This window comes from Methanobacterium petrolearium (assembly GCF_017873625.1).
GTDB lineage: Archaea > Methanobacteriota > Methanobacteria > Methanobacteriales > Methanobacteriaceae > Methanobacterium > Methanobacterium petrolearium.
The window spans coordinates 1-21271 of sequence record NZ_JAGGKL010000012.1; the positions used below are offsets into that span (position 1 = coordinate 1).

The 21271-nt window shown below is 38.3% G+C and carries 16 protein-coding genes; 11 read left to right on the forward strand and 5 right to left on the reverse strand.

Annotated elements, in window-relative coordinates; all coding sequences use genetic code 11:
- The first annotated feature begins 264 nt into the window (after positions 1-264).
- The 5 genes from J2743_RS10335 to cofG all read left to right on the forward strand — a co-directional run bounded on the left by J2743_RS10335 (position 265) and on the right by cofG (position 4827).
- Positions 265-1293: a histone deacetylase family protein gene (locus tag J2743_RS10335; RefSeq protein WP_209626923.1), complete on the forward strand. Its 1029-nt coding sequence runs from the start codon at positions 265-267 to the stop codon at positions 1291-1293.
- 68 nt (positions 1294-1361) lie between these two features.
- Entirely contained in the window at positions 1362-2045 is a 684-nt protein-coding gene (locus J2743_RS10340; RefSeq protein WP_209626925.1) for a SepCysE family protein, read from the forward strand.
- 190 nt (positions 2046-2235) lie between these two features.
- Positions 2236-3192 carry a GTP cyclohydrolase MptA gene (gene mptA, locus J2743_RS10345; RefSeq protein ID WP_209626927.1) on the forward strand — a complete coding sequence of 319 codons (957 nt, stop codon included), beginning with the start codon at positions 2236-2238 and terminating at the stop codon, positions 3190-3192.
- On the forward strand, positions 3189-3626 hold the full coding sequence (locus J2743_RS10350; RefSeq protein WP_209626929.1) for a DUF2120 domain-containing protein: 438 nt from the start codon (positions 3189-3191) through the stop codon (positions 3624-3626). Before mptA ends, J2743_RS10350 begins: the two co-directional genes overlap by 4 nt.
- A gap of 133 nt (positions 3627-3759) precedes the next feature.
- Positions 3760-4827: a 7,8-didemethyl-8-hydroxy-5-deazariboflavin synthase CofG gene (gene cofG, locus J2743_RS10355; protein WP_209626931.1), complete on the forward strand. Its 1068-nt coding sequence runs from the start codon at positions 3760-3762 to the stop codon at positions 4825-4827.
- A gap of 201 nt (positions 4828-5028) precedes the next feature.
- On the opposite strand, the gene J2743_RS10360 is transcribed toward cofG, so the two are convergent.
- The 4 genes from J2743_RS10360 to J2743_RS10375 all read right to left on the reverse strand — a co-directional run bounded on the left by J2743_RS10360 (position 5029) and on the right by J2743_RS10375 (position 11745).
- Positions 5029-6837: a histidine kinase dimerization/phosphoacceptor domain -containing protein gene (locus J2743_RS10360; RefSeq protein ID WP_209626933.1), complete on the reverse strand. Its 1809-nt coding sequence runs from the start codon at positions 6835-6837 to the stop codon at positions 5029-5031.
- A gap of 78 nt (positions 6838-6915) precedes the next feature.
- Positions 6916-7353 (reverse strand): response regulator, encoded by a 438-nt coding sequence (locus J2743_RS10365; protein ID WP_209626935.1) that lies wholly within the window; start codon positions 7351-7353, stop codon positions 6916-6918.
- A 327-nt stretch (positions 7354-7680) separates the two neighbouring features.
- The gene (locus tag J2743_RS10370) at positions 7681-10695 is read right to left on the reverse strand and encodes a PAS domain S-box protein (RefSeq protein WP_209626936.1); all 3015 of its coding nucleotides are present in this window, start codon (positions 10693-10695) and stop codon (positions 7681-7683) included.
- 306 nt (positions 10696-11001) lie between these two features.
- Positions 11002-11745 carry a class I SAM-dependent methyltransferase gene (locus J2743_RS10375; protein ID WP_209626938.1) on the reverse strand — a complete coding sequence of 248 codons (744 nt, stop codon included), beginning with the start codon at positions 11743-11745 and terminating at the stop codon, positions 11002-11004.
- 154 nt (positions 11746-11899) lie between these two features.
- On the opposite strand from J2743_RS10375, the gene nuoE reads away from it, so the two are divergent.
- From nuoE to comC, 6 genes are all read left to right on the forward strand, one after another.
- The gene (nuoE, locus tag J2743_RS10380) at positions 11900-12349 is read left to right on the forward strand and encodes an NADH-quinone oxidoreductase subunit NuoE (RefSeq protein WP_209626939.1); all 450 of its coding nucleotides are present in this window, start codon (positions 11900-11902) and stop codon (positions 12347-12349) included.
- Between the two features lie 243 nt (positions 12350-12592).
- Positions 12593-13684 carry a formate--phosphoribosylaminoimidazolecarboxamide ligase gene (locus J2743_RS10385; protein ID WP_209626940.1) on the forward strand — a complete coding sequence of 364 codons (1092 nt, stop codon included), beginning with the start codon at positions 12593-12595 and terminating at the stop codon, positions 13682-13684.
- 282 nt (positions 13685-13966) lie between these two features.
- Positions 13967-14599, forward strand: a complete 633-nt coding sequence (gene psmB, locus J2743_RS10390) for an archaeal proteasome endopeptidase complex subunit beta (protein WP_209626942.1) — start codon at positions 13967-13969, stop codon at positions 14597-14599.
- An 81-nt stretch (positions 14600-14680) separates the two neighbouring features.
- A complete protein-coding gene (locus J2743_RS10395) occupies positions 14681-16585 on the forward strand; it encodes a beta-CASP ribonuclease aCPSF1 (RefSeq protein WP_209626945.1) in 1905 nt (634 codons plus the stop codon).
- A 236-nt stretch (positions 16586-16821) separates the two neighbouring features.
- Positions 16822-17847, forward strand: coding sequence for a phosphoribosylformylglycinamidine cyclo-ligase (gene purM, locus J2743_RS10400; protein ID WP_209626947.1), 1026 nt, complete (start codon positions 16822-16824; stop codon positions 17845-17847).
- Positions 17848-17896: 49 nt separating this feature from the next.
- Complete coding sequence (comC, locus tag J2743_RS10405; RefSeq protein WP_209626949.1) at positions 17897-18925, forward strand: L-sulfolactate dehydrogenase; 1029 nt, start codon at positions 17897-17899, stop codon at positions 18923-18925.
- 298 nt (positions 18926-19223) lie between these two features.
- On the opposite strand, the gene J2743_RS12250 is transcribed toward comC, so the two are convergent.
- A complete protein-coding gene (locus J2743_RS12250) occupies positions 19224-21212 on the reverse strand; it encodes an FUSC family protein (RefSeq protein WP_209626951.1) in 1989 nt (662 codons plus the stop codon).
- Between the last annotated feature and the right edge of the window lie 59 nt (positions 21213-21271).

A 21271-nucleotide genomic window follows, 5' to 3' on the forward strand; every position in this document is an offset into this window, starting at 1 on the left:
CGTGCAGAGAACCTACACCCAAACCGTACTAAACATAGTAAAAGAAGACCTCAGTTCAAGTAGAATGCTCTAGTAAAGATAATATCCCCATAACCAATTCACCAACCCCATATATTAAAATACATGGATTAAATCAGGCAAAATTTCACAAAATCAATACCACCACCATAATAAGAGATTATTAAAATTATAAAACAATATTTACCAATTTAAAAATGGATATTTATCATAATCGTTTTATAGTATCCATTGGAGGTTTTTTGTGTGATTTCACTGGTTAACTCCCCTGAATACGCAAAACACCAACTTGAAACCCATCCTGAAAATCAGGGGCGACTTGAAGTTCTAATAGATTCACTCCAAAAAGGGGGCCTACTGGATAAACTGGATGTTCACCAACCATTCCTACCGAATGATGAAGATCTCCTGCTTGTGCACACAAAAGAACATCTCAATCATTTAAAATCATTCACTGAGAGTGGAGGTGGTTATCTTGACTATGACACCTACGCCTCTCCCCATAGCTACGAAATTGCAAAATTAGCTGCTGGAGGAGCCATTAGAGCCTCAGAACTCACGTTGGGACAAAGTGATTTTGCATATTCACTGGCACGTCCCCCTGGACACCATGCCACCCCATACCGGGCAATGGGTTTCTGTTTAATCAACAACCTTGCTGTGGCTCTAAAGTATATTAGAAAAAAACATGGAATCAGAAAATTTTTAATATTCGATTTTGACGCCCATTACGGTAATGGAACAGCAGAAATATTTTACCATGACCCCCACGTCCTTTACATATCAATACACCAGGATCCCCGGACTATTTTCCCAGGGAAAGGATTTATTAGAGAAACTGGCAGTGGCGCAGGAGAGGGTTTTAATTTGAACATACCTATGCCCCCTGGTTCAAGAACCTCAGACTACATCTATATACTTGAAAAGATCTTAAAACCAGTTTGCAGCCAGTTTAAGGCAGATTTCTATTATTTAGATGTTGGTTTTGACGGGCACCAGGAAGATCCCCTCTCCAGCCTCAGTTTAGATGATGATTTTTATTCATGGGCTGCCGGTTACATGCAAAAAATAAGTCCAACAATGACCCTTATTCTGGAGGGTGGTTACAGTCAGCGTGGTATGGCCCAGTCCAACCTTAAAATGATAAAAGTATTGATGGACAAAAATCTCAATGAAAAAGCGTTTCAACCTCATGGGAAATCTATAGTAAAAGATGAAACAAAAAAAATATTCAAAGAAATTCAGGATACATTTTCACCATTTTTTATAATTTAACCTACCAAATATAAATGTAGAGCCACAAATTAAGGGAAAATAGACAAAATAACACTTGAGGAGATCATATGAATAAAATCCGGTACCATCAGGCGCAATCCCTTCTGAAAAAAGCAGGTAAATCAACAAAAAGTACTGAAAAACTTAAAACACCACAGGAAGGTAAAATTGATTCATCTATCTATGGAGAAATTTTAAAAGAGATTATTAAAACAGAGGAATTCATTTACTCCAGCCGTCCCACCCATACCTTAGATCAGGAAGATGCAGAAGAATTTTGCAATCATTTGATTGATGTTAGAAATAAAATTGATTTGATTTTGGTAGAATTTGGCGTTTTAGAGAAAGAAGATGTGGGAGAAGAAGTTAAAAGTCTCTCTCGAGAATTCGTATTTCTCACCAGTAAAAGTAACTTCAAAAAACTGTTAACCCGTTGGGGGGTGGAACCTCAAAGAATAGTTGTGGCCGGAGTGCCATTAAAAGCAGAAGATATGCGCATATTAAACCCCAAGATTCCTGAAAGTGCCCTTGAACCAATCAAAAAGAAGATATCCCATGTGAAAAATGATATAGAAAGAAAAATGGGAGAATTAAATACTGAGAAAATTGTGGTAGTGGTTGAAAAGGACAAATCAGGGAAAATTCTGGCTAAACGTGCCCAAGATATTTACGGAGCATGTTCAATTGATAAAGATAGTTTAAAAGACATGGATATCCTTGAATTCAAAGAAAACCTTAAAAATTTAGCATAATTATCAACTGCCCTCCTAGGGCAGTACTCCCCTCATGAAAAATATGGAAATCCAAATGAAAAATTTAAAAATGCAACATCACCACCATATTAATACAACTCTTTTTATATTCCCTCATCTAAATGACAAAATAGAATAGTTAACATAGTAAAAAAAAATTTCTCATTTATTGAACTCCGGGGTGAAAAAGTTGGAAACACCGTGTTTACCTGATACTCAGGAAAAGTCACCTACTATCCCTGTACACCTTACTAGAGTAGGGGTTAAAGGGGTTAAAAAGCTCTTAAAGATAGAACGAGATAACAAAAGACCCATTGTTCTTTTACCCACCTTCGATGCTTATGTGGATTTGCCCAGCACACAGAGGGGAATCCACATGTCACGCAATCCTGAAGCCATAAGTGACGTCTTAGAAGAAGCTGTTGAAAGAAATGCTGTTGAAATCGAGTCACTATGTGCTGAAATCGTCAGTTTACTCCTTGAAAAACACAAATATGCCAAGCGAGCCGAAGTAAGTATGAAAAGTGACTTCATGATCATGAAAAAGTCACCAGTAACCAAGCACAAAACCCAAGAAATGACCAAGATCATGGCAGATGCCATTGGCTACCGAACTGACGAAGGCGTGGTTATCAGAAAGATGATCGGAGCAGAAGTAATAGGGATGACTGTGTGCCCCTGTGCCCAGGAAACTGTTAAAGAAAGTTCCAAACAAAAGCTCCTGGAATTTCTGGATGAAGAAACCACTGAAAAAGTTTTAGAAACTGTTACATTCGCATCCCACAACCAACGAGGCAGGGGAAGTATCATGATAGAAGTACCAGCCCAGCAGATAATCAGGGGAGAAAACATCATCAAGATCATTGAAGACTCCATGAGTTCATCAGTTTGTGAACTCTTGAAACGTACTGATGAACACGCAGTTGTGGTTCACGCCCACCAGCACCCCATGTTTGTGGAGGACTGTGTGCGGAACATGATACAAAAGATCGTGCAGGATTTCTCTCACCTGCCAGATGATACTCTGATTACTGTCCAGCAGGTTAACGAGGAAAGTATTCACCGTCACAATGCATTCGCAGAAAAAGTAGCCACCATGGGTGAACTGAAAGCAGAAATAATCAATGGTCTGGAGGAAACTAATTGAAGACACGTAAAATCGCCGGGGAAATCATGGGGCAATTAGAAGCCTTTGAAGGATCCAAAGCAGCAATGGACACCACTCAATTACTGATAGTCAGGGGAAGATCGCGCCAAAGAATAAAACCAGAAGAGCTTGGTCCTACCATCTCCCAGATTTTTAAAACACTAGATGCCAAACAACTGGATATGTACTCTGATGAAACTGCTGACGTAATCACCATCATGGATGAACAGATCCGTTCCCAGGTGAACATCCAAGGAGAAACCGATATATATGGAATATATCGCCTTAAAGAATCTTTTGAAAATATGAACTGCCATGCAGATTATGGAATGGGCGTTTTGGATGATGTTGCTGTTTTTATAGTTCTATGGAAAGATAAAAGCGGTGTGGGACCAATGTTTGTTGAACTGGTGGTTTCTGCCTTGGAAGCATGAAAAACTTCCCACAACTAAAAAAATATGCAATTTACTATACTTTTTTATAAAAAAAATAATATCGAACGATATTCAGTTAAAATATCAAATAAAATTCAATTAAATGGAACTTGAGATAACTAAAGGATAAAAAATGTTATCTAAAGAGGAACTGATTTCCCTACTGGGAGTGCAGGGAAAAGATGTTTTACAATTGATGAAAGAGGCAAATTCACTCCGGGAAAACAACAACATAACCTTTTCTAAAAATGTTTTCCTGCCTTTAACCAACATATGTCGAAATGATTGTGGATACTGCACCTTTCGCAGGGATCCTGAAGCTCCTGATGCCACCCTCATCATGCACCCCCAAGAAGTTATGGACATTATCCGCAAGGCAGATGATTTTGGTTGCAGAGAAGCTCTTTTCACCTTCGGAGAACAGGCCGATTCAACTCCCCAGGTCAAAGATGCCTTGGAAAAGATTGGTTTTGAGGGAATGCTGGAATACCTCTATCATCTGTGCGAGAGAACCCTTGATGAGACTGATTTGCTGCCACACAGCAATCCTGGTATACTTCAAAAAAATGAGCTTAAAATGTTAAAGGAAGTTAACGCCTCCATGGGTCTGATGCTGGAGACTACCAGTCAACGATTGATGGAAGGTCCAGCTCACCAGAATAGCCCTGGAAAAGATCCCAAATTAAGAATTAAAACCATTGAAAATGCGGGGAAATTAAAAATACCCTTCACAACTGGACTTCTTATTGGTATTGGGGAGAGTGTAGATGAGAGGGCAGATTCACTCCTCCAGATAAGGAGAATTCAGGACAAATATCATCATATCCAGGAGATCATTATTCAGAATTTCAAACCAAAACCTGGTATTGTAATGGCTGATTATCCTGAACCATCACTTTTAGATATGATTCGCACAGTTGCAGTTACCAAAATGCTTTTTCCAGAATGTGGAGTGCAGGTCCCCCCTAACCTTAACCACAACACAGCACAAATCTTTTTACTGGCTGGTGCAGATGATTGGGGAGGTGTTTCTCCCTTGACAAAGGATTATGTAAATCCAGAATCCCCCTGGCCAGAGATGGATGAGCTTAAACTCCTTACCGAAGAAATGGGATTCCAGTTAAAAGAAAGATTACCGGTATATGAAAAATATTTAAAAGAAGACTTTTTAAGCCATACTATACTGGAAAAAATATCCTAAAACAAACTTATAACCAAAATTATTTTATAATTTGACTTATTTTAAATATAACTTATTTTAAATTTGAATTTCACCTGAATTTAATGTTAAAACACATGAAACTGAATGTTAAACCATGATTACTGCTTAATATTTAAATACCATTACAACAGATGGTTAAAACCGGATAAGTAAATATTGGAAGATTTTTTTATAATTCCCTCAGGATCTATCTGGGAATGCGATCCTAAATGTGGTTCCTCCCTTAGTCTCATGTTCCAGATTACCCTTAAGCTGTATAGTTAAAGTCTGGACAATTTGAAGTCCCAATGAATCAGTGCTCCTTATATCAACATCTTCAGGTATTCCCACACCATTATCAGATACTACAAGTAAATAATTTTCTCCATCTTCTGAAAGATTAATTATAACTTCACCGCTTTTTTTGCCGGGAAATGCATGTTTAAAGCAGTTGGAAAGTAATTCATTCACAATGAGTCCCATGGATATGGCAGTGTCGATTTCTAGATTTACCTCTTCACAGTCTAAAATAACATTGATATCATTACTTTTTTCATGATAAAAACCTAAAAGCATGGCTACCAAACTTTTCAGATACTCTGCAAAGTCAATATGAGCTAAATCCTTAGATTGGTACAGTTTTTCATGGATCAAAGCCATAGACCTGATACGATTTTTACTTTCCTGAAACATTTTCAGGATTTCCGGTTCCTGGGTGTACTCAGACTGCAAACTCATGAGACTGGAGATGATCTGCAGATTATTTTTCACCCTATGATGAATCTCCCTTAAAAGAACCTCTTTTTCATCTAATGATGCCTTTATCAAATTTTCAGCAGCAATCATGTCATTTATGTCAGCAAAAGTAGCCATAATGCCCTGAATATCTCCCTCTACATTTAAAAGGGGAGCTGTGGCCATCATAGTGTATATGATCTTATTATCCTTTCTAGCACATTCCAGTTCAACATCAGATTTCGATTCACCCAAAAGTGCACTGTTAATGGCTTTTTGACATTTTTCCACATTATTTTCGTTTATAAAAGGCAAAGTTTCACTTAAAACTTCGTCTTTCCCCCAGCCAAAGATGTTTTCGGCTGCCGGGTTCCATAAAGATTTTACTCTACCATCAGGGCACAAATCAACAATAGCAAAAGGGGAAGCATTTATTATTGTTTCCAAATAAGTATTTACATCATATAAACGTTCACGACTCTCAATCAAAGCCCTTTCATCATTTTTACGTCGAGTGATGTTCCTGAATATTAGTTGAATGGCAAATACCTTTCCTTCCTTCATTATAGGAGCATGGTGCAGTTCAAAATATCTGATGCCCCTATCCCTATCCACTTTAATTTCTATTGGAGTTGTTTTGTCACCTGCCAGAAAACCATGCATAAAATCTTCATCAAATACAGAATCATTCATCATTGACTTAAAAACATTATTAATATCCTTTCCGATGAAATCATCCTTTAAAAAACCACTATCTTCCTCTAAACGCTGATTTATATCCTGTACTTTGCCATCGAGATCTAAGACCACCACATAATCTAATGATAGATCAAAAAGTGTTTTGTACTTCTCTTCACTTTTTGCTAATTCATCCTGGGCCCTTTTCTTCTCCAGATATTCTTCTGCCTCGTTAAGAGCTCTTTTAACTGAATGTCCTAATTTTGAAAGATTATGTTTGAGAACATAATCAGTAGCTCCTTTTTTAAGCATTTCCACCGCAAATTCTTCTCCCATCTGCCCACTGACAAAGATAAATGGAGTTTGTGGAGAAACTTCTTGAGATATGTTCATTGCTGAAATACCATCAAAATGAGGAAGGGAATGATCAGCCAAAATAACATCTGGTTGGAATTTTTTTAGCTCTCTTCGATATTCGTTTTCTTCTTCCACACGACGAGAAATAAAATTTATGCCATCCCTTTTAAGTTCAGCTTCCATTAACTCCACATCTAAAGGAACATCCTCTAAAATTAAAATTCTAATAGAATCTCCCATATGTTCTCCCCACCACGCGTTATTCTCCCCATAATCTAATAAATTTACATGATAAAACTTTAAATATCATACAAACCATTATGGTGGCTTGTTTATCAACATCCAATATAATCCCAGAGTAGAAACTGCGTTAATGAAGTTGTCAAATTCAACTGGTTTACCCACATAGCTGTTCACACCCAACTTGTAGCTTTCCACAACATCCTGATCCTCTTTTGATGATGTGAGAATCACAACCGGTATTCTGCAAGTGTTTTCATTTGACTTTATATTCTTTAAAACTTCAAACCCATCTACTTTAGGCATGCGCAGATCCAGCAGTATCAATCTAGGCAATTCTTCAGGATTCCTCTCAGCAAACTGACCTTTTGCATGGATAAAATCCAGTGCTTCTTCCCCATCTTTAACCCAAACCAACTTATTAGCCAAATTATTTCTTTTTAGAGCTCTCATGGTTAATTCAGCATCGGTAGGATTATCTTCTACCAGCAAAATTTCTAATTCATCGAGATCCACAACCGCCACCTCCTTTTGTCTAAATAAAGTGACGAATCACGGAAAATGATCATCTACTCTATTGATTAAAGGAATTTGAAAACTATAGTAACTATTAAATATCCAGTCTAATAATTTTTTGGGAACCTCCCCCTAAAATGAACAACTCATCCATTATCTTATATTTAAGAATTGCCCTGGTTTAAAAAAATTTAACCATTAAATTGTAAAATTTCATGTTTTACAAAAAGTAAATCACTTAAATCTTATTTACTGGATTTAAACTTCAAAAAATCCAGTTTAATTCTGTAACTTGAAATCTATAAATCGGATTTAACTCTTTGTTAACTAACCCTCCTGTATTGGAATTTTGATGATGAATTCAGCCCCCTTATCAGATTTAAATTCCATAAAACCTTCAGATTGTTTTACAAAAGTCCTGACCAGTTGTAAGCCAAACGAATCTTCTGTTTTCACTGATATTTGAGGAGGGATTCCGATACCATTATCAGAAACCTTAATAATTAAATCATCATGAACACGATCCACTTCCACCTTAATTTTTCCTACGCGTTCATCAGTAAATGCATGTTTTAAAGAATTGATGACCAGTTCAGTTATTATCAAACCAGATAGCACTGTTTTTTCCATATCTAAAGAAATTTCGTTGGTTTCTGTCTTGATATCCACATTTTTTGCTCCGTGGGAACGTGAAATATCATCAAGGATATTTTCAAGGTATTGACCTAAATCCACTGTTTCCAGGTTTTCAGATTGGTATAACTTCTCATGAACCATTCCAAAGGATCGAAGGTAACTACGGCCATCTTCCAATTTTTTAACCATCTGATCAGTCACATACTCAGAATGGAGCCTATTAAGAGTGGATATCATCTGCATATTGGTTTTAACTCCATCATAAACGTTTTTAAGAGTTTTTTCTCTATTTTCAAGAGATTCCTGAATACTGTGTTCTTCTTGTTTAAGTTCTGATATTTCATTCTGAAAATCAGTTTGAATCGTGGAAAGGTTTGCTTCCTTTTTTGTGATTTCTTTTTCAAGATTACTGATTTGAGATAACGCTGCATTGGTTTTGGCACGTTGTTCTTCCAGATCAAGAGATGTTTTCTCCAGATTTTTTTCAGTTTTTTTATGGGCACTGATTTCTACATGTAAAGCCCTACTTGAATCAGCAGCTTCAATGGTTTTGCTTTCAAGATCTTTTTGGGCAAGTTTCAAACTATCTTTAAACGTTTTTTCTTTTTCTTTAAAAGAGTCCAGCTCTTTAACATGACCATTTATGGTTTCTGAAAGTTTTTGTGTTTCTTCGCCATATTTTTTAACCATGTCCGCGTTTAATTTTTCCATGGAACTTATTTTCTGTTTGTGTTCTGTTTTTTCCAGTTCAAACGATTCTTTAAGAACATTTAATTTGTTACTTTTCTCTTTTACCAAAAATTGGAGTTTTTCTATATTTTTCTGAAGTTCTTCCATGGCCTCATGGTGTAGGGTTATATCACGTCCTACTGACTGGTACTCTGAAATATTTCCATCTTCATCAAAGTTAGCTCGGGTAACCCATTGCCACCATCTAATGACTCCATCCGGTATTTTTATAGGACCTTCCAAAACTTTGATAGGGTTTTCTGCATCAAATGTCTTAAATTGAACCTTCATTCTTTCCATATCTTCATCTGGAAGTGAGAATAAATGATTAGATTCGCCATCAAAGCCAAAATAATGATAATATGTCTCATTAGCAAATGTTAACTCGAAATCTTTGTTGAAACGACATATTATCTCGCTTTGATCATTTACCACAGAACGATACAATGTTTCATTTCTTTTGAGCTCTTCTTCAGTTTGTTTAATCCCCGTAACATCATTTAAAATGATTGTTAGGCCTTCAAATGATTTATAAGGTTTGATTTCAACATGAGTAGGTATTCCATCCTTCGGGAGAATTTTTATCATGCTGTCGGTCTTGCCGGATTTTAGTGTTTCCAGGCACATGTGTTCCAATTCTCCATCCCAAAAAGATTTCATAGACTCCTGGAAGGATTTGCCAATCATATCCTCTGTTTCAACATCGAAAAAATTATTTGCCATGTCATTAGAGTATATGCATTTCAAATCATCGTTGAATGCTATCACTGCCTGATCTAAAGTGTTTAAAATCTTTAGATATCTTTCTTCATTACTCTTAAGAAAGGCTTCTAGTTTGCGATGAGGAGTGACATCCTGGAATTGAACTAAATATCCATTAACAACTTCGTCTATCTTTAGAGGAGTTATGAAAAGGCTTAAGTATATGGCTCCTTTGTTGATTTTTTTGTGAAATCCAAGTTCTGATAATTCTTCTTCATCAAATTCGCATTCAAATTTAACTTCTAAACCATTTTTTAGATTTTTTACTTCTTCAAGATTCAGTTTGAAATCTTCAAAAAGGTTAAATTTCTTTAATTGGTCGGCGTTTTCTGCACCAAATAGATGGAGGCAGGCTGGATTGGCATCCAAGAGTTTTCCGTCATGATCAAATATCTCTGTTGCCAACATGGATTGGTAATAAATGCCCCTGAATTTCTTTTCCCGTTCCATGAGGGATTTTTCATCCTTTACTTCCTGACTGATATCTTCAAATATCAGTTCAACCCCTAAAATTCCGTCTTCTTCATCTATAGTTGGAGCTATCTTATACTCCACATGAACATTCTTACCCCCTTTATCATGTAGAATAGACTTGGCTGTGATGGTTGTATTATCACTGATGATGCTTTTTATGTAACTTTTCAAATCTTTATCTTCTATTCCTTCAATGGGAAAAACTTCATTTAGTTCTTTATCCATGGCTTCATGCTGCATGAAACCGGTTAAATCAGATGCTAAACCATTTATATAAGTAATACATCCCTTGTGATCAATTAATATTACTCCAGAGTTCTTTAATTTATTATCAAGCCGTTTTCCAATAATTAACAATTTTTTTCCTAGTTTATGTTCAGATAATGCTGTTTGAATTTTACTCTGTAGTTCTCTTTCATCAAATGGTTTGATTAGGTATGCAGTGGGATTGGTGATTTCAGCTCTTTCACGGGTTTTAACATCGTCGTAAGCAGTTATATAAATGATAGGAATATCTCGAATTTGTTTTATTTCCTGAGCAGCATCTATTCCATCCCCTTTGCCTTTAAGCATTATGTCCATTAAAATTAGATCTGGTTCTATTTCTTTAGCCTTTTTAACAGCTTCTTTACGTGAAAAAGCAAATGATGGGACATCATATCCCCAATTTTTCAGTTTTCTCTGAATTTCCATCGCAGTGAGACCTTCATCTTCCACCACTAAAATTTTCATCGCCGCCATAGTCTCCCCACCTTACAGAACTTAAACAATATTGTTTGACGCTATCAACATATGTTTGAAGTATATTATATAGTTATTCATCATACCCCCACTTATCCTCATTAAAAATTGAATAATCGAGTAACAGAAAACAGTTTAACAAATTTTAAATGATTTAAACCAATATTTATCACTATAAACGCCACTAAATCAAAATTTTAATACCCTTAAAAAGTGAATCATCGAAATACGTGAGTTATCAATTACTAATTTAAAAACCTTGCTTTATAATAATCTAATTAGGTTAACTCCCCCAACTTAACACGATCATTTAATAATCAGGGCATCAACCACAACATGATAAACCCCGGGAGAATACTTCTTAATAACCCTCTGATTTAAAATATCCACATCAAATCCCTCTGCAGCCCTTTTAACCCTTTCTGAAGGCCTTATAAACTTCAGTTTATCCGGAACAGATTCATGATAATGAATTATGCCCTCACTTTTGAGAACCTCCATTGCCACATTAAGATACTCATCAGTATTTCCTATGTATCCCATTAAAACCCTATCTGCAACATTTCGCGGTGCAACATCTCTGCAATCCCCCAGAACAGGCTCAACCACATTCTGTACGTGATTTATCTCCACATTCTCTGATAGATAAGCATGAGCCACCGGATTTATCTCCACTGCATATATTTTACCAGGATTTCCATGCACTGCCATGGGTATGGTGAAATAACCAATACCACTGAAAAGATCAACAACAGTCTCACCCTCTTCAACCAGTTTTGCCATCCTCTTTCTTTCTGTGGTGTTTCCCTTTGACCACATTATCCTGGCAACATCCAGTTTAAAGAAACAGTGATTTTCCCGGTGAACCGTCTCTGTGCCATTACCTACAAGAACTTCCACATCAGGCTCCCTTTTAGGCCCCTTTATCCGACCAAGACGCACCACACGATTCACACCAGGAATTTTTAAAAGTTCCTGAGGATCATCTGTTCTATTGGTCTCTGCATTATCTTTCAAAACCAAAATGTCACCTATGACCTTGCCCTTCATAAGAGTATGATATAGAACTTTTCATTGGTATAATGTTAATGATCATATGATACTCCTGGACACCTAATGCTAAAATGGAATTACAGATTTTGAAGATACCTATAAAAACCATGAAACATCAATAGAAAACAAGTTAAAATTAGGAGAATTATTAATGGAAAAAGGTCTTTTGGAAATATTATCCGCATACCCAGGAACAAAATCAGATATTATCCCTATCCTGCAGGATATTCAAGCTAACTTCGGATATCTTCCTGAAGAAATGATGAAAGATGTATCCAACTTCACCAGAGTTCCGGAAAGTGAGATATATGGAGTTGCCACCTTCTACTCACAGTTCAGATTCACCCCCCGGGGAAAAAATCATATTCTTGTCTGCACTGGCACAGCATGCCATGTTAAAGGTGCAGATAATATTATAGATGGAATAAAACGGCATTTAGACATGCCAGATGAAGGTGTCACCCCGGATGGGGAATATTCCATGGAATCCGTGGGTTGCCTTGGTTGCTGTGCCCTTGCGCCCTGCGCCACTGTTAACGATGATATCAAATCCAACATAACCCTCAAAGATATAAAAAAGATTTTCCGCCGACGGAAATAGATAAAAAAAGGATAAATTATTTTTCTAAATCAATTACGGGTTAATCAAAATTTTTTTAAAGACAGATCAAACATTTTTTATTTATTTGAATCTGATTATGCCATGTAAACAAGTTCTTATTCTAGTAAAATTTTTAATTTGATAATCCCTTAAGAAGAATTGTTGATAAAAATTCAAGACACAAAACATAACTATCACCACAACTAAAAGTCAATTTAAACAATTTTAAATGGAGGGATGTATTTGGGTAAAGTAAACCGAGACGAAATTTTAGACATCCTCAATGAATATGATAAGGATGAAATAACTATAGCCACCCTTGGAAGTCACACCTCCCTGCACATATTAAAAGGAGCCAAAGATGAGGGATTCCGCACTGCAGTGGTCTGTGAAAAAGGTCGTGAAGTCCCCTACAAACGCTTCCAAGTAGCTGATGATTATATTATGGTGGATAAATTCAAAGACATTGTAAACGACGAAGTACAGGAAGAATTACGAGACATGAACAGTATCGTGATCCCCCACGGATCATTCGTGGCCTATGCCGGTCTGGACAGAGTCGAGGATGATTTCAACGTGCCAATGTTCGGTAATCGAGATATACTACGATGGGAAGCAGAAAGAGATTTAGAAAGGAAATTGATGGTTGAATCCGACATCAGAATTCCCCACAAATATAATGATCCTTCAGATATTGACCGAACAGTCATGGTAAAATTTCCTGGAGCAAGGGGAGGTCGTGGTTACTTTGTAGCCTCATCAACAGATGAATTCCACGAAAAAATAGATTCCATGCTCAAAAGAAACTGGATCAGTGAAGAAGACGTTGACCTGGCCCATATTGAAGAATATGTTTCTGGTTGTAACTACTGCATCCACTATTTCTACTCTGCCCTTAAAGATGAGGTGGAGGTTATGGGTATGGACAGTCGCTTTGAATCCAACATTGATGGACTGTGCAGAATCCCAGCCAAAGACCAGTTAGATATTGGAATGGACCCTTCCTATGTAATAACCGGTAACCATCCAGTAGTGATGAGAGAATCCCTACTTACCCAGGTCTTTGACATTGGAGACAACTTGGTGGAAGGTGCTAAGAAATTGGTGCCACCAGGCATGAACGGCCCATTCTGCCTGCAGACCCTGGTTAACGATGATGTAGAAGTTATTGTCTTTGAAATGAGCGCCCGTATAGATGGAGGAACCAACACTTTCATGCATACCTCTGCCTACAGCTATCTCCTCTTCGGAGAATTCATGAGCATGGGGCGCAGAATATCCCGTGAAATCAAAACGGGAATTTCTGAAGACAGTTTAGATGTTATTATAACCTGATTAGTTTTTTAAAAAAAGGTTTAATAACTCTCTAATATCTTCTTTTTTTAACATTCTTTTATCTGCGAAAATCAGTTCATAGCAACTGGAAATTCCACAGTGTCAACTACGACCAAAAAGGATGGATAATGAAAAGACTTATATAGGCCTGACATTAAAAAAAGGACACAAAAAGCTGGTAATTTAGTGAAATTTAACTAGCAATATTTATATACCATGAATTTTAAAGTAGCAACTAGAAAGCTAAGCTATTTTTTATTTATGTTTTTTTGAGGTGTATCTATGAATGATGAAAATCGACTTAAAGGCACTACAACTGTTGGTTTAACCTGTAAAGACGGAGTTGTTTTTGCCACCGAAAGAAGAGCCACCATGGGCAATCTCGTAGCCCACAAAGTAGCCGATAAGATCTTCAAAATTGATGATCATATTGGAACCACCATTGCTGGTGCTGTTTCTGATGCTCAGAGTTTGATGAAATACATCAGCGCCGAAGTGGCACTTTTCAGACTCCGAAATGGTAAAAGAATCAACGTAGAAGCCGCAGCCACCCTCACCTCCAACATATTACACTCATCCAGAGTTTATCCATTCTTAGTCCAGACCCTTCTGGGAGGAGTGGATGATAAAGGACCTGCACTTTACTCCCTGGATCCCACTGGAGGAGTAATTAAGGACATGATGATCGCAACCGGCTCTGGTTCACCCATGGCCTACGGTGTCCTAGAAGATCGTTACAGTGAGGATCTCTATGTGGAAGAAGGTGTTGATGTGGCCATAAGAGCCCTGAAAGCCGCCATGGAAAGAGATGCCTTTTCAGGCAATGGAATACGGGTGGCCACCATTACCGAGGAAGAAGGATTTAAAAAACTATCCGAGGAAGAAGTTGACAAAAAAATAAAAAAAATAAACTAATTTTTATATATTCATCGAATAATTATTTAAAAGCCCTTCACACGGGCTTTAACTGTTTTCTATTTTTCTAGAAGTGATGTTATGGGTTCAGAGATTCAAGAAATCAAAAATACAATAGTACAAAGATTGCCCAGCCGAGTACAAGTGGCCAAAGTAGAATTTGAAGGACCAGAAGTGGTTATTTACACCAAAAACCCTGAAATAATCACCGAAAATGGTGATCTCATCCGGGATCTGGCCAAAGACATAAGGAAGCGGATTATCATCCGTTCCCATAAGTCAGTGCTCACCGAGCCAGAGGAGTCCATCAACCGTATCCACAGCATAGTTCCTGAAGAGGCCAAGATCACAAATATATCATTTGATGATGTGACCTGTGAAGTCATAATCGAAGCCAGAAAACCAGGACTTGTGATTGGTAAATACGGGTCTACCTCTCGAGAAATTGTTAAACAAATAGGTTGGGCTCCTAAAATTCTACGGACGCCACCTATTTCTTCAGAGATAATTCAACGGGTCCGACGAACACTCCGCAAGAATAGTAAAGAGCGTAAGAAGATCCTGCAAGAGTTAGGAAATCGAATTCACCGTCCAGTATACACGGAGAATGAATGGGTTCGACTAACTGCCCTGGGTGGTTTTCGTGAAGTTGGACGATCCTCTCTATTTATGCAGACCTCAAACAGTAAGATACTCCTGGACTGTGGAGTTAACGTGGCAGGAACCGATGATAAAAGTTCATATCCCTATTTAAACGTCCCGGAATTTGTCTTAGACGACCTTGATGCAGTTATAATATCACATGCACACTTAGACCACTCCGGATTCTTACCATACCTTTATCATTATGGTTATGAGGGCCCAGTGTACTGTACTACACCCACCAGAGACCTTATGACCCTCTTACAACTAGATCACATTGATATAGCTCACCGAGAGGACAGTCCCCTGCCTTTCAATGTGAAACATGTTAAAAAAAGCATTAAACACACCATAACTCTGGACTATGGGGAAGTCACTGATATAGCTCCAGACATCCGTCTCACACTACACAACGCCGGCCATATTCTGGGTTCAGCCATCACTCATATGCACATTGGTGATGGGCAACACAACTTTGTATACACTGGTGACTTCAAATTTGAACGAAGCAGACTCCTGGAACCAGCAGTGTCAAAATTTCCACGCATAGAATCTTTGGTGATGGAAAGCACCTACGGTGGACATGAAGATGTGCAGCCCACCCGGAATGATGCCGAGAAAAAACTTGTAAAAACTATTTACAGCACCCTGGAACAGAAAGGGAAAGTATTGATCCCTGTTTTTGCAGTAGGAAGGGCACAGGAATTGATGATAGTCTTAGATGAATACATACGCCACGGCATCATTGACGAAGTTCCAGTCTACATCGATGGTATGATCTGGGAGGCCACCGCCATCCACACCGCCAGACCAGAGTACCTCAGCAAAGACCTTCGGGACCAGATATTCCATATGGGCCGCAACCCCTTCATTTCCGACGTTTTCCATAAAGTTAACGGTATTGATGAGCGTAGAGAGATTGTAGAAGGAGAACCATCCATCATACTCTCCACATCAGGTATGTTGACCGGTGGAAACTCAGTGGAATACTTCAAATGGTTATGTGAGGATGAGAGAAATTCACTGGTCTTTGTAGGATACCAGTCTGAAGGTTCACTGGGACGCAGACTACAGAAAGGTTGGAAAGAAATACCCCTCAAAGAAGAAGGGAAAACCAATGTTTACCATGTAAAAATGGGCATTAACACCATCGAAGGATTCAGTGGACACTCTGACCGCCGGCAACTCATGGATTACGTGCGCCGCATAAGTCCCAAACCCGAGAAGATCTTAATCTGCCACGGGGATAATTACAAAACCCTGGACCTGGCCAGCAGCATCTACAGAAGTTATAAAATAGAGACAAAAACTCCTATGAACCTGGAAACTGCCAGAATACAGTAACACCAGGTTCCAACCTTTTTTATTAATTTTTAACTAATTATTTTAGGGATTGAAAAAAACCAGGGCTGTGTTAAACTTCATGGCCTGTGTTTCTTCAGTTAAACCTCCATAGGGATTGAAAAAAACTAAGGTTGTATTAAAACCCAACACATTCAATTTAATCTTAACTTTTATTAGTTCCCATACCAAACCAATATAATAAGTTGACTTTTATCTTAGTATTTAGGTGATTTTTCATGGTAACCTATTCAGAATCAGGGGTAGACATCGACCTGGAAGAGGTCACAGTCTCTGCCCTAACTCAAAAACTAAAAGAAACCCTCCAGTACCAGGATGTTATAACCGAAAGCGGTCACTTCGCTGCCCTGGTCCGCCTGGGAAACCAAGGCCTGGCCATGAGCACCGATGGAGTGGGGAGCAAGATCCTGGTGGCGGAAATGATGGACAAGTACGACACCGTGGGGATTGACTGTGTGGCCATGGTGGTCAATGACTTGATCTGTGTGGGAGCACGTCCCCTGGCCATGGTAGACTACCTGGCCGTAGAAAAACCCGACCCAGAAGCAGCCAGTCAAATCGCAGAAGGACTTGCTGAAGGATGTCGTCAGGCAAACACCGCCATGATCGGAGGAGAAACAGCATCATTACCTGAAATTGTTCGGAATTTTGACCTGGCAGCCACTGGAATCGGCCTGGTTGATCTGGACAAAACTGTTGCCGGGGACAAAATCCAGGACAATGACGTTATAATAGGAATAGAAAGCAGTGGAATTCACAGTAATGGTTTGAGCCTGGCACGCCGGGTTTTCTTTGACAAAGCTGATCTTAGTGTGGATGATCCCCTTCCCACTGATGAGAAGATAACTGTGGGGGAAGCATTACTTTCACCCACCCGCATCTATGTAGAGGCCATCATGGAATTACTGGAAGAAGTGGAAGTCCATGGCCTGGCCCACATAACTGGAGGAGGATTCACCAATCTTAAAAGGCTTAAAAAGGGATTCAGTTACCATATAAATGATTTGCCCACACTGCCACCCATATTTGAATTCATAGCATCTCAGGAAGTGGGTATTGAGGAGATGTACCGGGTTTTCAACATGGGTGTTGGGTTTACAGTCATATTAAGTGAGGATAAAGCTTCTGATGCTCTTAAGATCATCAATAAACATCATCCTGCTCAGGTAATTGGCAGGGTTTCAGATGACTCCCAGGGGAAGGTTGAAGTTAATACTTTCCAGGGAAAATGGATTGAACTTTAAGATAATTGATTTATACGGAATTTTGTTAAATAAGGAAGGTGAAATATTTATGAACATTACAGCAGCACAGGAATTATCCCTGATCATGGACATGCTAACCCAGCTGGGTGTGCCAGATAAAGACGCATCCATAGTTGCCGAAGTCACATTAGACGCTGATTTGAAAGGTTTTTCATCCCACGGTCTGGGAAGGTTTCCCCAATATATTAAAGGAATGGCGGCGGGTAATATAAAGCCTAAAAGTGAGATAACTGTTGAAAAGGATAACCCAGCCACCGCCCTTATCAATGGTAACCATGGATTTGGACATGTAGTTACCTACCGGGCCATGGAAATGGCCATGGAAAAAGCCCAAAAAACTGGTATTGGTATGATTGGTGTTCACAACTCCAACCACTTCGGAGTGGCTGGTTACTACTCAGACATGGCCATAATGGAGGACCTTGTAGGCATAGTCATTGCCAACACCGAACCTGCAGTGGCCCCCATAGGTGGGAAAGAACCCATCCTGGGAACCAATCCCCTGGCAATTGGCATACCTTCTGGCAGCCACTATGTGTCTGTGGATATGGCCACCTCTGCATCAGCCCGTGGTAAACTCCTGGAAGCTAAAAGACGTGGAGAATTGATACCTGAAAACGTGGCACTGGATGCTGAGGGAAACCCAACCATAGACCCCTGCGAAGCACTTAAAGGTTCCATACTACCCTTTGGTGCTCATAAAGGATATGCTCTGGCATTCATGATTGAGATAATGGCAGGACCCATGGTGCGTGCGTCTTATGGTAAGGCTGTTACTGGAACAGCCAACCCTGAGGTTGCATGTACCAAAGGAGACCTTATCGCTGCTATAGATCCATCCAAGTTTGTGGATATGGATGATTTTAAAAGCGAGGTTGATGATTTCATAGGCGAGGTTAAAGCCACACCCAACGTGTTCATTCCTGGAGATATGGAGGTCAGGAATGTGAAACGTCATCAGGAAGAAGGTATACCCCTAGATGAGAATCTGGCAATACAGCTTAGGGAAATCACATCAAAATTAGGTATAGATGCATCTGATATTATCGGTAAATAATCTAAGAACAGATTCAGCCATTATACTGGGTGAATAAAATAATATGAGAATTGTTGAAGTTGATAATGGAATAAAGTCTTATAATGGGATTAACCGTTCATGGATATTAGTCAGGCAATTTTTGATGGTTTGCTGCAAATGAACTGGATTTTAGGTGTAGACCAATATTATATCCTGTTAGAAAATATAATTACTTAAACTATTCCTTTTTTTGATTAGTTTTGTATAGAACTTATTCACCCATCTTTACTCTTTTTACCTAATTAAAATCTCCAAAAAGTTATTCATTCTTATCAAATCAGATTATGTCTTTATATTTTCCAAAAATACCCTCATCTGAACCAGAACGTACTAATTCCTGGAGTAACCCCATATCAGATATCACCCAATCCACATACTGATCTAAATCTTTCCGAACATATGATGTTTCATTCAAATGAGAAGAATCCAAATAAGTTTTACTAGGTTTAACATCATTTTCTACCGATCTTGCCAAGTCATCCATAATCGATGTCAATGGTTGATTATCAATGGGAACATTTTTTACCAGTTTTTTCTCTTGTAATGCACCTAATACCGATATATCAGCAAATAACTTGTGATTAACAGCTATCATACTCTCATAGGCGTGTATATCATTACTTATGTCAGTGAAAAAATCCTGAAGCTTTCCAATAGCAGCTTCTAAATTATTTTCCTGTAATAAATAGTTGTTAAATTGTTGAACCGCTTTTTGGTGGTTGTAATTTTCCGGAGGTACTATTACAGTTTTCATGTACTCCTGATTAGCTTTGATGGTACTTGCAAGTAGACCCGGCAGATCCATGGTAACCCGGCTTGGCAAAATAACGTAAGCACAGATGATGGCTATTATGGCCCCTAAAGTTATATCGATTATCCTGGCCAGGGAGTTTTCAAATACTGTTCCAGTGGGCCAGATCAATACCGTGAATACGGTAAGGGCCATTACTGAAGGTCCAACGTAGTTGGGTAACCATGCCAGTGCTAAGAAAATCATGATAAGGGCAAATATCAACAGTATCTGATGTGGGAAGAAAAACGCCAGGATAATGGCTATGATGATAGCCAGTAAATTATACAAAACCCTCACCACCATACTATTGATTGTGCTGGTTACATCTGGCCTTATTACAATCAAAATACCCATGGTCACCCAGATAACATCCCGGCCATGAGTAAGATGAACTAATAAAAGACCTACAGTCATTGCCAGAGCAAAACGTACTGCATGTCGCATGTAAATATTTTTAAGATTGAAATTAGCCTTAAAAACATCTTTAAAGGATGTTTTAGATGTGGATATTTTTAACTTTTCTCCGGATATTTCATTTGACAAAAGTTCGGCAGATCTTTTAAGAATCTCCACCATCTGATAACCGACACCCAAAAAAGCATTGATATCTTTTTCACCAGAATTTACAGTTGTCTTCTTTAAACTTGAAATATCTTCATTTAAATTATCAAGATTAACCTCTTTTTTACCTTTAATTATTGCTTCACCTATCTCTAAACCTGTTTTATTTATAGTTTCCAGGTATTCTTTAAATTTACCCTGATATTCATCAGATATTCGAGAGTAGAGTAATTTACTGTACTCCCGAAAACCGGATAAATAGGTTCCGAATCTAAAAAGTTCATAGTCAGTGGAATCCAGTGGGACCCCTGAAAGTGCATGTAGGTTTGTTAATACAGCCTGTAAAGAACTTTGAGGAATAAACCCTACTGCCACCCTATTACGCAGATCCTGTTTCATTTTCCATAAACGTGGTATAAACAGGATTGAAGCAACTAAAAAGGCCAGTAAACAGTAATAAATATAGTCCATGGCGGTAGATTTATCATTGACCACTATCACCGCAATGAAGTACATGACGAATATTATGTAACCAAAAAATCCAATTGATTTCCCGAAGATATACAGAGAAATACAGGAAAAGGCCCAGATAACTGTGATTAATATGAAAAGCAGATCACTGCTTGATCCTAAAGAGACACTGGTAAAAGCTAACATTGCCATGATAAATCCAATAAAAGTCAGAGGAGCCACCTTTCTAACTGGGAGGTTAATATCTATTATCCTGGTTATCACGATGGTGACGAGGGCAACCACAGAAAAACCATTGTCCCAGCCTAAAAATCTAGCTATTAAAACAGCTAAAGCCATCAAAAGAAAGGATTTTACCGCCGTTGCCCACAATGGTTTACCAGTAGGTCTGATAAGTACCTTCAATCTTTCAAATTTGCTCTTCTTCTGTGGTTTGGTCACTATTAATCCCCCACCTAATTAGAATACTGATAATAATTTTTTTATTCCTTTGGTTATAA

Bases quoted from the DNA above. Each gene is read 5' to 3' on its own strand.
- J2743_RS10360 (WP_209626933.1), bottom strand. From the start codon at position 6,837: ATGGGAGATTCTATTAGAATTTTAATTTTAGAGGATGTTCCTTTAGAT.
- J2743_RS10375 (WP_209626938.1), bottom strand. From the start codon at position 11,745: ATGAAGGGCAAGGTCATAGGTGACATTTTGGTTTTGAAAGATAATGCA.
- comC (WP_209626949.1), top strand. From the start codon at position 17,897: ATGAACATTACAGCAGCACAGGAATTATCCCTGATCATGGACATGCTA.
- nuoE (WP_209626939.1), top strand. From the start codon at position 11,900: ATGGAAAAAGGTCTTTTGGAAATATTATCCGCATACCCAGGAACAAAA.
- psmB (WP_209626942.1), top strand. From the start codon at position 13,967: ATGAATGATGAAAATCGACTTAAAGGCACTACAACTGTTGGTTTAACC.
- J2743_RS10370 (WP_209626936.1), bottom strand. From the start codon at position 10,695: ATGGCGGCGATGAAAATTTTAGTGGTGGAAGATGAAGGTCTCACTGCG.
- cofG (WP_209626931.1), top strand. From the start codon at position 3,760: ATGTTATCTAAAGAGGAACTGATTTCCCTACTGGGAGTGCAGGGAAAA.
- J2743_RS10340 (WP_209626925.1), top strand. From the start codon at position 1,362: ATGAATAAAATCCGGTACCATCAGGCGCAATCCCTTCTGAAAAAAGCA.
- J2743_RS10395 (WP_209626945.1), top strand. From the start codon at position 14,681: ATGGGTTCAGAGATTCAAGAAATCAAAAATACAATAGTACAAAGATTG.
- purM (WP_209626947.1), top strand. From the start codon at position 16,822: ATGGTAACCTATTCAGAATCAGGGGTAGACATCGACCTGGAAGAGGTC.